Below are 12,670 nucleotides of genomic sequence, written 5' to 3'. Positions count from 1 at the left end.
TTATTGCCTGAAAGACAGGCTTTAGACGCTAAAGTTTATTATTCTAAATTTCAACCGATTGATCCAATTCATGCTCAATAAATAAGTCCAACACATACGTTAAATCAGAACTAAAGCTCAGCTGTTATCACAGTGAAGTTGTCCAAGTGGTTATGATAATTTTCATTATTTATGAAAACTATCATATAAAAGCATCTTTAAAAAACACAAGCTTTTGTTTTATATAATTAAAAATAATTGGCACAGCAATTGCTTAAAACACAAAAATTGTACTTCTTAATGGAATAAAGATGCCGATTCATACATTCAAGTCTGCGCATAAATTAGTAACTGGTTTTAATGCATCCAAACAGTTAGCCAAATACTGCCATGATTTAAATATGTCTAAAGTTTTAATACTGACTGATCATGGCATCTTAAATTCAGGTTCATTAACGCCACTGACCGATCTACTACAACAAGAGCATATTGAGTTTTCAATTTATGCGGATATTACGCCTGAACCTGAAATTGAAGTGGTTTTACAATCCAAAAAATTCTTTGAGCAAGATCAATATAATGGCGTGATCGCAATTGGCGGTGGAAGTGTTATTGATACCGCAAAATGTATTGCCATTTATGGCAACAATCATGAGCCTTTGGAAAGTTTCTTTGGCGAGAACAAAGTCAGTCAAAAGGGACTTCCTTTGATTGTATTGCCCACTACCGCAGGAACAGGTTCAGAAGTCACCAATATTGCCATTCTTTCTGACTCTAAAAATCAAATTAAAAAAGGTATCGTGAGCGACTTTCTACTGCCGGATGTTGCAATTGTCGCACCTGAAATGACCTTAAGCTGTCCATCACATATTACCGCAGCCAGTGGTGTGGATGCCTTGGTTCATGCAATTGAATCGTTTATTTCTGTCAATGCTTCACCCTTGACAGATGCCTTGGCGATTCAGGCAATGAAATTAATTATCAATGCCTTACCCAAAGCCTATGCCAATCCAGATGACCTACAAGCCCATGAAGATATGGCAAATGCCAGCTTAATGGCAGGTTTGTCCTTTGGTAATGCTGGCGTTGGTGCAGTACATGCACTTGCATACCCTTTAGGTGGGCGTTTCCATATGGCACATGGTGTCAGTAATGCCTTATTGCTGCCTTTCGTCATGGAATACAACCGCATCGCCTGTTTGGACAGATTTAAAGTGATTGCTGAATGCTTTAATGAACCAACAACGGGGCTGAATGATCTTCAAATTGCTGATCGTGTGATTAGCCGTTTACATAATATTTGTGAGATGGTCAATATTCCCAAAGGTCTTCGAAATTTCAATATTCCTGAATCAGTGATTCCTGAACTGGCTGCGGAAGCGATTAAGGTGGAAAGATTACTCCGCAATAATCCACGACGTTTAACACAGCAGGAAATCGAAAACATTTATTATGAAGCATATTAATAATGAATGAGTTTCTTGCCATGACTTGGGTCAATCTTCTTGCAAACAATTCAAAAGATGCGGATATTTCTTATCAAATATTAACATCGATTATGAATGCCTTAGATGACGGTGTATATATCACCGATCATCTGGGCACCACTTTATTTGTCAATGATGCCTACTTAAAGCTGACGCATTTAAATCGAGAAGATTTAATTGATCATCCGATCCAAGACTTGGTCAATCAAGGTGTTTTTTCACGTTCAGTCTCGATGGACGTGATTCAAACTCATCAGAAAACTACCATTTTGCAGTCCTTACAAAACCATACTGAACTGCTGGTCACGGGACATCCTGTATTTAATCAGGAAAATCAACTTATTGCAGTGATTACATCGGTTCGTGACATCACAGTTTTACTTCAAGCCCAAAAAGATCAAAAAGAGCTTGAAGACATTCGTAACACGCAAAAGAAATATTCAACACGCAAGTTAAATGACAACTATTTGACCAACTTAAGTGACAGTACCAATACAACCTTTAATCGAGCGAAGCGTATCGCACATTCAGACATTAAAATTCTCATTCAAGGCAATACAGGGACAGGAAAAACCGTACTGGCACGCTATATTCATAAGAACAGTCCACGAAAAGATCAGCCTTTCTTGGAAATTAACTGTGCCACCATGCCAGACGGTTTACTGGAATCTGAATTATTTGGCTATGTGCCGGGTGCTTTTACAGGTGCCTTACAAAAAGGTAAGAAAGGTTTATTTGAAGTCGTCAACGGCGGTACTTTATTTTTGGATGAAGTCGGTGACCTGCCTTTGGCGCTACAAGCAAAATTGCTCAAAGTCATTGAAGACAACCGTTTTATTCCAGTAGGCGGTTTTGAATATGTCTACACTGACGTTCGTATTATCTCTGCAACCCATCACGATTTATTAAAACTGGTTGAGGAAGGCAAATTTAGAAGAGATCTTTATTATCGCCTTTGCGTCACCTCATTAAAATTAGAAGATTTAAAAAATCGCATCTCTGAAATTGAGCCATTATTAGAACTTTATTTGGCAAATTTCAATAAGAAATATCATACCAACAAACACTACTCAGCAGAGGTGATCGAGTTGGTCAAAGCCTATTCATGGCCAGGAAACATTCGAGAGCTGACTAATTTTGTTGAGCAAACTGTTGTGCTGAGTGAGTCATCCACCATTTTGCCTGAAGACATTCCTGAAGATATACAGTGCGCTTTACATGGCAATACCCAGTTCAGCACGCCCTTTTCAAACTCATCAGAAACACTCAAAAAACAAGTCGATGATTTTGAGTTCAAGATTATTTCTCACGCCCTTGCTGTGTTTAAAACCACACAAAAGGCAGCCCAAGCTTTAGGTATTGACCAATCAACATTGGTTAAAAAACGACAGCGTTATCAGCAACATTATCAAGAGTAAACCAATATGGATATTGCTTCTTTATCAACCTTTAAACAACAGGCCTATGTCAATGGTAACTGGATCAGCTCAAGTGATCAACGTCATATCGATGTGCAAAATCCGGCGACAGGTCAGGTGATTGCACAAATTCCCGCGCTTACCGTGGCACAGGTCGAGCAAACGATTATTTTTGCTCAAGAAGCATATCTGGACTGGAAAAAACAGTCCGTCAAATACCGTTCTGATCTACTTAAAAAATGGTTTGCGCTCATCCTTGAACACAAACAGGAACTTGCCAGCATCATGACGCTTGAGCAAGGTAAGCCGCTCAAAGAAGCTGAGGGTGAAATTGTTTATGCTGCGAGTTTTATTGAATGGTTTGCTGAAGAAGGTCGTCGTATGTACGGTGAAACCATTCCTGCGCCTACCCAAGACAAACGTTTACTCACTTTTCGTGAACCTGTGGGAGTCTGTGCCGCCATTACACCATGGAATTTCCCTGCTGCAATGATCACACGCAAAGTAGCACCGGCATTGGCCGCGGGTTGCAGTATGATTGTCAAACCTGCTCAAGAAACACCTTTAACTGCACTTGCGCTCGCTTATCTTGCTGAGCAAGCCGGTATTCCCAAAGGTGTTTTAAATATTGTGACAGGTCATTCAAAAGAAATTGTTGCCCCATTGACACAGAGTCCAATCGTACAAAAATTAAGTTTTACAGGATCTACCCCTGTCGGCGCTTTATTGATGGAACAATGTGCGCCGACCATTAAAAAACTATCGCTGGAATTAGGTGGCAATGCACCACTCATCGTCTTTGAAGATGCAGATTTAGACAATGCCGTACAGGGAGCCATTGACAGTAAATTTCGAAATGCAGGACAAACGTGTGTTTGTAGCAATCGCATCTTCGTACATAGCAGTATTTACGATCAATTTATTCGCAAACTCAAAGACAAAGTCTCGCAGTTAAAACTCGGTAATGGTTTAGATTCTGATACAGATCTAGGACCACTCATCAATCAAAAAGCCGTAGAGAAAATCCAGCAACATATTGATGATGCCCTCAGCCTAGGTGGTGAATTGGTTTATGGCGGTCAAGTTTCCACCTTGGGACCACAATACTTTGAACCGACCATTATTGCCAATGCACAGGACAACATGCTGTGTTTTCGAGAAGAAACTTTTGCCCCTCTCGCCCCGATCTTTAAATTTGAAAATGAACAGGACGTGATCCAACGTGCCAATAACACTGAATTTGGTCTGGCTGCCTATATTTTCACAGAAAATCTTCATCGTACATTTCGCGTTGCCGAAGCCCTGCAATATGGCATGGTGGGAATTAATACCGGCTTAATTTCTACTACTGAAGCACCTTTTGGAGGGGTTAAAGCTTCAGGACTAGGACGCGAAGGTTCAAAACATGGTTTGGATGAATATAGCGAATTGAAATATTTATGCTTGGGTAATTTTAAAGCTTAACTTTAATTAAATAAGGACATGATGTAATGGAACAAGTATCAGGAAATACTTCTACACCGCTTACAAGTGACAGCTCTCCACCGAATATTAAAAAGGTGGTCGGTGCCTCAATGGCAGGGACTGTTGCTGAATGGTATGAATTTTATATTTACGGTATTGCCAGTACTTTGGTATTTGGTCATTTATTTTTTCCTAATGCAGGAACCACCCTAGATGGAATTATTGCTGCCTTTGCCACTTATGCGATTGGTTTTATAGCACGTCCTTTAGGCGGTCTGGTATTTGGTCATTTTGGCGATAAATATGGACGTAAAAAACTTTTACAGCTCAGTCTGTTTTTAGTCGGTGCTTCCACGTTCTTGATGGGGTGCTTACCGGGTTATAACAGCATTGGCTATATGGCACCTGTGTTATTGATTGTGCTGCGTTTTATCCAAGGCTTTGCAGTCGGTGGAGAATGGGGTGGTGCAATCTTGTTGGTGGGTGAACATAGTCCAAACCATCAACGTGGTTTTTGGGCGAGCTTTCCACAATCTGCCGTAAGCGCTGGCAATATTTTAGCAAGTTTGGTGATTTTGGCGCTGTCTATGATTCTCTCCAATGAAAATTTCCTGAGCTGGGGATGGCGTGTCGCTTTTTGGCTTTCAACCATCATTATCTTTATTGGTTATTGGATTCGCCGTAGTGTGGAAGATGCACCTATTTTCCAAGAAGCATTGAAACAAGCTGAGGAAAAGCAAGATAACTCTTCAAATTTTAAAGAATTAGTTACTACTTATCCTAAACGCTTAGCGTCTGGATTATTGCTTCGTTTAGGCGAAAATACCTCCTATTATATGATCGTGGTATTCACCATCACTTTCCTCACCCTAAAAGTCGGTATTGAATATAAAACAGTGCTGATGATTCTGCTGGCAGCCAATGTTTTCCATTTCTTTACCATGCTTTTCAGTGGCTATTTATCTGACAAAATTGGACGTAAGCCAACCATGATGGCTGGAAATATTGGGTTGATCATCTGGGTATTCTTTTATTTCTCAGCAATTAGTTCAGGCAATTACGCCACGATTTTTGTGATGATGTGTATTGGTCTATTGTTCCAAGCCATGGCATATGCCCCTGAATCTGCAACATTGGCGGAATTATTTCCAACCAAAATGCGCTATTTAGGTGTTTCTTTTTCTTATCAATTTGCATCAATCTTAGCAGGTTCAATGGCACCGATTATTTGTGCCTATTTGTTTAAAACTTACGATGCAACATTGCCTATTGAAATTTATATTGCAATCGTTTCATTCATTTCAGTACTTGCTGTAGCAAGCCTGAAAGAATCGAAAGGCATTGATTTAAAAGATGTGAAATAGTTTAAAACGTTTTTTGACCACATTAAATTTTCCAACAAGGGCAGCTTAATGTGCTGAGCGGTATATCACCCGGATATTTTAAGTTTATCAACTTTCCGGGATCAATGCTATTCAGGACCCAGACGCAACAGACATCAATAAAAAACCAATCTTCGGATTGGTTTTTTATTTCCATCGATGGATTTCAATCCATGCTTGTTGACCTAAAAACACTCAACGTTCTCTTAATGCTTCCTTGGCTTTATTGAAAGGTTTCAACAAGTATTCAATAATGGTTTTCTGACCTGTACGAATATCAACAGTTGCCACCATACCCGGGGTAATCGAAAAAGATTTACCCGCTTTGTTCACCAATTTATCTGTATTGGTTCGAATATAGACACGATAATAAAACTGATCCTGTTTCACCTCATCACGGATGGTATCGGGTGAAATCACCGTCACTTTACCTTCCAAGCCACCATAAATGGAATAGTCATAGGCCGTGATTTTCACTAAAGCCGGTTGTCCCGGATGAATAAATGCAATATCCCGTGGAGAGATCCGCGCTTCAATCAATAACTGTTCATCAATCGGTACAATGGTCATCAACTTTCCATTCTGTGGTACAACCCCACCGATGGTCGTTACGGCAATTTCTTTTACCACACCGCGAACAGGCGCTTTAAAGGTCGAACGTTTGACTGAGTCGTTTCGTCCTGCCACGATTTGCTGTAAAGACTGAATATCCGCATTGGCTTTTGCCAACTCTTCACGTGACTTTACATAGTAGTCATTCCGTTTATCATTGATCTGGTTTTCAAAGTTATTGATATCACGTTTCAGACGCAACACTTCAACTTCAGATGCCGCACCTTTGGCAACCAGCGGTTGAGTCATTTGCAATTCATTTTGCACCAAGGACAAGGCATGTTTTAGCCCGGTGATGGACTCATCCAGATTGGCACGACGGGAGGTATACAGTGCAGTTTCCTCTCGAACCAAGGCAGGTATGGACAATACCTCTTTGGGGAAACGCAGCGGTGTACCATTCACTTCTGCTTCTAAACGTGCAGCGGTAGCTTGGGTTGCCAGTAATTTGCTCTGGCTTTCTCCGACCTGTGACTCAAATCTGGTGGGGTCAATCTGGGCAAGGGTTTGCCCTTTTTGCACAATATCGCCCTCTTTGACATCCAAACTGGTGAGTACCCCACCATCTAAGGATTGAATGATTTGCTCTTTGGAGGAAGGAATCACCTTACCTGTGCCCGTTGAGACTTCTTCTAATTTAAAAACACATGCCCAAATCAGAAATGCCAGTAAGCCCGCAGCCACGATCCAAATAATAAAACTGGCTTTAGGCAAAGGCGGTTCTGAAAACTTTAATGCGGATGGATTGCTGGGACGCTTGAGCAGATCGCTCGTCTCATGATCATGGGGAGCAGCCGGTGCAGTGCTTTGCAGTTCAATCTTTTGTTGATTGTTTTCTTGACTCATGCTGAAGCACCTCCCGCATTCGGCTGATGTTGGGGATTTAAAATGGCATCTCGTGGTCCATCTTTAATAATCTTTCCTTCATGTACCACAATGATACGATCCACCAGTTGCAGGACTGCAGGGCGGTGGGTTGCCACCACCAAGGTGCGATGACCCAGCCATTGTTTTAGATGTTGAATCAGGACTTTTTCAGAGACATCATCAATCGACGCCGTAGGTTCATCCAGCAAGACAATATTCGGGTTTCTCAACAATAAGCGGGTCAGCAGTAATGCCTGTTTCTGTCCGCCTGAAAAGCCCACACCGCCTTCAAGAATGGTATGGTCCAAGCCCTCTTTTTTCTGCTCAACAATTTCCAGTGCATTGGTGATTTGCAAAGCACGTACAATTTCTTCATCGGTTGCCAAGGGGGCACCCAAGGTTAGATTTTCACGGATGGTACCAAAGAATAAATGGGCATTTTGATTGAGCAGTGCCATATCCCGGCGAATATCATCAGGATCCAGCAAGGATTGATCGACACCATCCAGACTAATTTTGCCCTGTACAGGCAATTGCATCCCTGCCAGTAATTGTAAAAGGCTGGATTTCCCTGCGCCATTGCGTCCCAGAATCGCCACCTTTTCACCGACCGCAATTTTGAGTTGGGGAATGACCAAGGTCGGTCGTGGATCATCATCGGTATATTTAAACACCACACCTTTAAAATCATAATCGCCTAACAGCACTTTACGCTGAATCAATTGAGCACGTTCAGGGCGATCAACCGGTTTTTGCATCAACTCATCTAAACCGTTTTTCGCCACTTTGGCTTGTTGCCAGCGTCCCAGCACGCCCGTTACTTGAGAAATGGGGGCTAGCATCCGTGAGGAGAGAATTGAACACGCCACCAAGGCACCCGTGGTCATATCGCCTTTCATCACCGCGAAACACCCCACCAAGACCACGATGGCATAGGTCAAACCTTGAATCTTTTGTGTCCATGCATTTAACCACCCGACAATTTTTCGTTGGCGCATGCTGACATCAGCAGAAACTTCATTCATGTGGTTCCATTGATTTTGGAACCTGGCTTCAGCACGCAGCAACTTGATATCTTCAATGCCCTGCACGGCTTCAACCAAAATCGCATTACGAATTGCGGATTCACGCATCCCTTCCGTCGCCAATTGTGCCAATTTCTTTTGTACCAAGAAGCCCGGAACAATCATCAACGGTACAACCAGCAACATCACCCAGAAAATATTGCCCCCAATCAGCCAAAAGATCACCAGAAACAGAAAGAAAAACGGTAGATCGGCAATCGCACTGATGGTGGTTGAGGTGACCAATTCACGAACCCCTTCAAGTTCGCGAATCTGCGAAATAAAAGAGCCTGTTGAACGTGCCCGATCTTTATTGCGAATGCGCAATGCATGACCAAATACCCGGTCTGAAATCTTTAAGTCGGCACGTTTACCGATAATGTCGGATAGATAGACCCGTGCGATTCGCAGAATGAATTCAAAGACTGCTGCGATCAGCACACCACCTGCAAGAACCCACAAGGTGGGAATAGACTGAGAAGGTACCACACGATCATAGACTTGCATGGAGAAGATGATGGTCGCCAACGCCAAAATATTGGCAATCATGGAAGCCACCATAATGTCGGTATAGCGTCTCCAGTCTTTTAGAACAATGTCCCAGAACCAACTTTTCTCATAAGGCTTGATGTACTCATCAACACGTGCATCAGGCACGGAGGTTTCGGGTCTAAAAATATAGACGCGCTTGGCATGGGCTTGAAGCTGCTGCACACTGAAGCTTTGTGACAGCCCTTGATCACCACTGAGCTGCAGACTGACATTGCCAGTCGTGTCGACTTTCTCAATCACCGCCACCTGACCATCATTGAGTTCAACCACTACAGGCAAGCGCCAGGGATTGAGGACATCTGTGCTAAAGTCAGCCTGACGTACATTTAAGCCGACTTGACGGGTAATCAATGCCAGCATGTCATCAATATGGTGATATTTATTCCAATCCAGTTGCAGACGAATTTGTTCTTCTGAGGGTTGAATACGGTAATGTTGTGCAACTGCGACAATGGCTTGTAACCAGGGTTGATAGTTGAGTGTATTATTATTCATGGCTGAACTTCAAACCCCTGAATTTGAATATTATTTAAATGATAAGCATGTCTGCTCTTACCGGTTACATTGATAAACTGTGCAATGGTGTCATAGATATCAAATCGTGCAGCTTCTCTTTCAATCCTTGAGCTTTGATATGATTGTTCGGAACTGAGTAAATCTAAAATCGAGCGTTTGCCGAGTTTGTATTGCTCTTCATACAACTCACGGGTTTTGGCGGTTGAGCGTTCTCGGTCCATCAATACCCAAATTTGTTTATCGGTGTTTTCTATACTTTCACGGGCAATCTGTGCCTGATCCATAATATTGAGATAGGTGGCATTCAATTTGGCGCGTGCGGCCTGTTCGGCATAATTTGCCGCTTTGACTTGTGAACCAACAGCACCGCCTTGATAGAAATTACTCGACATCTGCACCCCAATTGAACTGTCGGTATCGTTTTCAATCCCGGTATTGGGGTTTTGACCATGCAATGCCTTGGTCACCGCACCGACCAATGAAATGGTTGGATAAACACTGAGTTGGGTCTGTTTCTTTTGACTCTGTGCCACATCAATTTGAGCCTTTGCTGCAATCATGCTGGGAATGGTATTCACTTCAGGGTCGTCATATAAACCTGACTGCTTAACGAATTCATCAGGAATATTGAACTCGGTTTGGCTGACATCAAAACCCAATAAGGTGCGTAGCTTTTGTTCTTGCTGTCTGAGAAAATTCTGTTGAGTAATCAGATAGGAACGAGAATACTCAACATAACTTTGTGCCTGTACAGGATCTGCATGGCTGCTGATGCCTGCCTCGGCTCTTAATCGTGCAATCTCATGTAAACGGCTGACCCCATCAAATTGATCCTGGGCGATTTTTATAATATTACGATATCTCAGTAAAGCTAAAATATCTCGCGCCGTTTGCGTGGAGATTTCATCAATACTGATCAAGACGTTGGCCTGTTCAACCGCCAATTTATTCTGTTGTGTGGTGACACTGCTTTTGACTTTGCCAAAATCATAGAGCAATTGATTGGCTTCAACAGAATATAGCTGCCGCCCTTTATCATTTGAAGTAAAGTCACCAGTATTCATACCGGCTTTTAATTGCGGATAATATTGTGCCTTGGCGACATCGATATTGGCATTTTGAGAAGCCAGAGTAGAAATGGTTTGGGCAATATTGGGATTGCGTTTAACGGCGATTTGCACGGCTTCTTCAAGATTCAAGGTTCGTGTAGATAACGCATATTGCTGGGCTGGTGAGGTATTTTCCAGATAAAGATTATTCAAAGATGCTTTTTGCCCTAGATAGGGTTTGACCACAGGCAAAGTGTTGGCTGTGCTTTGCTCGGGTTGGTATTCAAAGTCAGCGAGTTGCTTAAGTTGTACGGTACGAAAGGATGAGTCATCTTTGGGTTTGATTAAACCTGCGACGCTGTCCTTGATGCCTTTTAAATAAGTCGTATCTTGTGCATGACCATGGTTCTGAATCAGAACACATACACTGATCGCACCCAAGTTTTTTAAAAAAATTGCTGGCTTTTTAGTGATTAACATTCCTGAATGGCACCTAAACATGCTTGTAATTATCGGCATTGAATTATTTTGAATTATTCCCTTGCTCGATTGCTATTCTACACATTATAAAATTCAAGCAAATAGATATTTCAATTTTTTAAAGTATAATTTTTTCTGAAAACATCTTCTAATTCAATAAGAAGAATAAAATAACCGTGATCTTTATCACATGAATTGTAGAATTTAGTAAAAATTAATTTTTTAATTCGCCCAAAACTATTCATTAAAAATAGATAACAATACTTAAAATATGTTTAAAAATAACAAGAAAGGCATAGAAAAGATGATATTTTAGCTTTCAAACTAAAATTACATCTTCATATCTCATTTTTTACACACTTTAGGGTTAAAATGATCCTTCACTCAAATCCCAAGCTTATACAATAGAAAGATGGACATGAATAAACTGACTTGTTTTAAAGCCTATGACATCCGAGGCAAACTGGGTACAGAACTCAATGAGGAAATTGCTTATAAAGTGGGTCGTGCTTATGGGCAGATCTATCAACCAAAAACTGTGGTGGTGGGTTGTGATGTTCGCTTAACGAGCGAAGATTTAAAACAAGCGACTATTCGTGGTTTAAATGATGCAGGTGTAGACGTACTTGATTTGGGGATGACGGGAACCGAAGAAGTTTATTTTGGTGCTTTTCATCTCGATGTACAGGGCGGAATTGAAGTTACAGCCAGTCACAATCCTATGGACTATAATGGGATGAAGCTGGTTCGTGAAAATGCCCGTCCGATCAGTGCAGATACTGGTTTAAAAGATATTCAAGCCTTGGCCGAATCAGAAGAGTTCATTGAAGTTGAGAAAAAAGGTTCAACGCAAAAATACAATATTCTGCCTGAATTTATTGAACACTTACTCACCTATATTGATCCCGCAAAAATTCGCCCCCTCAAATTGGTGATGAATGCAGGCAATGGCGCTGCCGGGCATGTGGTTGATGCCATCGAAGAAAAATTCAAAGCATTAAATATTCCAGTTGAATTTATCAAAATTCATAATCATCCAGACGGTACATTCCCTAATGGTATCCCTAATCCAATTTTAGTCGAAAATCGCGACAGTACACGCAATGCGGTTTTAATTCACCATGCAGATATGGGAATTGCATGGGATGGCGACTTTGATCGTTGCTTCTTATTTGATGAGAAAGGTCAATTTATTGAAGGCTACTATATCGTTGGTCTATTGGCTCAAGCATTTTTATTGAAACAATCAGGCGAGAAAATTGTCCACGACCCCCGTCTGGTTTGGAATACCTTAGATATCGTCAATCAGTATCAAGGAACACCTGTCCAATCCAAATCTGGACATGCATTCATTAAAGATGTGATGCGTGAACATAATGCGGTCTATGGTGGAGAAATGAGTGCGCATCACTATTTCCGTGACTTTGCTTACTGCGACAGTGGCATGATTCCATGGCTATTGGCGATTTCAGTGTTATCGGATACACAACAATCACTTTCAAACCTTGTTGAAGATATGATTGCTAAATTTCCGTGCAGTGGTGAAATCAACTTTAAAGTGAAAGATACTCAAGACACCATTCAAAAGATTTTTGACCATTTTGCTGATTTGAATCCAGCCATTGATCAAACAGATGGAGTAAGTCTTGATTTTGGTGCATGGCGTTTAAATGTGCGTGCTTCAAATACCGAACCCCTATTACGTTTGAATATCGAAAGCCGTGCAGATCGTGATCCTAAACCGATGCAGGACTATGTAGATGAATTAACCCAGTTGATTCAGGCTTAGTTTTTCATCAT

At 41.5% G+C, this 12,670-nt stretch carries 8 protein-coding genes; 5 read left to right on the top strand and 3 right to left on the bottom strand.

Going from position 1 to position 12,670, the window contains the following annotated elements; translation table 11 throughout:
* Positions 1 to 290 precede the first annotated feature (290 nt).
* Genes IMO47_RS15455 through IMO47_RS15440 form a run of 4 tightly spaced genes read left to right on the top strand, consistent with a single transcriptional unit; the run spans position 291 to position 5,712 of the window.
* Positions 291 to 1,445 (top strand): iron-containing alcohol dehydrogenase, encoded by a 1,155-nt coding sequence (locus IMO47_RS15455; RefSeq protein ID WP_196075993.1) that lies wholly within the window; start codon positions 291 to 293, stop codon positions 1,443 to 1,445.
* A gap of 2 nt (positions 1,446 to 1,447) precedes the next feature.
* Entirely contained in the window at positions 1,448 to 2,884 is a 1,437-nt protein-coding gene (locus tag IMO47_RS15450; RefSeq protein ID WP_242052681.1) for a sigma 54-interacting transcriptional regulator, read from the top strand.
* Positions 2,885 to 2,890: 6 nt separating this feature from the next.
* Positions 2,891 to 4,348, top strand: a complete 1,458-nt coding sequence (locus IMO47_RS15445; RefSeq protein WP_196075992.1) for an NAD-dependent succinate-semialdehyde dehydrogenase — start codon at positions 2,891 to 2,893, stop codon at positions 4,346 to 4,348.
* A 26-nt stretch (positions 4,349 to 4,374) separates the two neighbouring features.
* Complete coding sequence (locus IMO47_RS15440; protein WP_196075991.1) at positions 4,375 to 5,712, top strand: MFS transporter; 1,338 nt, start codon at positions 4,375 to 4,377, stop codon at positions 5,710 to 5,712.
* A 213-nt stretch (positions 5,713 to 5,925) separates the two neighbouring features.
* Here IMO47_RS15440 and IMO47_RS15435 read toward each other — a convergent pair whose 3' ends face one another.
* From IMO47_RS15435 to IMO47_RS15425, 3 genes are read right to left on the bottom strand one after another with little or no spacing between them, the layout of a single operon-like run.
* Positions 5,926 to 7,188, bottom strand: a complete 1,263-nt coding sequence (locus IMO47_RS15435) for an HlyD family type I secretion periplasmic adaptor subunit (RefSeq protein WP_227552272.1) — start codon at positions 7,186 to 7,188, stop codon at positions 5,926 to 5,928.
* Positions 7,185 to 9,320, bottom strand: coding sequence for a type I secretion system permease/ATPase (locus tag IMO47_RS15430; protein WP_196075990.1), 2,136 nt, complete (start codon positions 9,318 to 9,320; stop codon positions 7,185 to 7,187). Before IMO47_RS15430 ends, IMO47_RS15435 begins: the two co-directional genes overlap by 4 nt.
* On the bottom strand, positions 9,317 to 10,870 hold the full coding sequence (locus tag IMO47_RS15425; RefSeq protein WP_196075989.1) for a TolC family protein: 1,554 nt from the start codon (positions 10,868 to 10,870) through the stop codon (positions 9,317 to 9,319). Before IMO47_RS15425 ends, IMO47_RS15430 begins: the two co-directional genes overlap by 4 nt.
* A 418-nt stretch (positions 10,871 to 11,288) precedes the next feature.
* Here IMO47_RS15425 and IMO47_RS15420 point away from each other — a divergent pair, with 418 nt between their 5' ends.
* On the top strand, positions 11,289 to 12,659 hold the full coding sequence (locus IMO47_RS15420) for a phosphomannomutase CpsG (RefSeq protein WP_196075413.1): 1,371 nt from the start codon (positions 11,289 to 11,291) through the stop codon (positions 12,657 to 12,659).
* Positions 12,660 to 12,670 lie beyond the last annotated feature (11 nt).

The sequence above is a fragment of the Acinetobacter sp. Res13-Abat-PEC15-P4-01 genome (genome assembly GCF_015676285.1).
Taxonomy (GTDB): Bacteria; Pseudomonadota; Gammaproteobacteria; order Pseudomonadales; family Moraxellaceae; genus Acinetobacter; species Acinetobacter nematophilus.
Note: the sequence above shows the minus strand (reverse complement) of the source record. Positions and strands in the feature narration are given on the sequence as shown.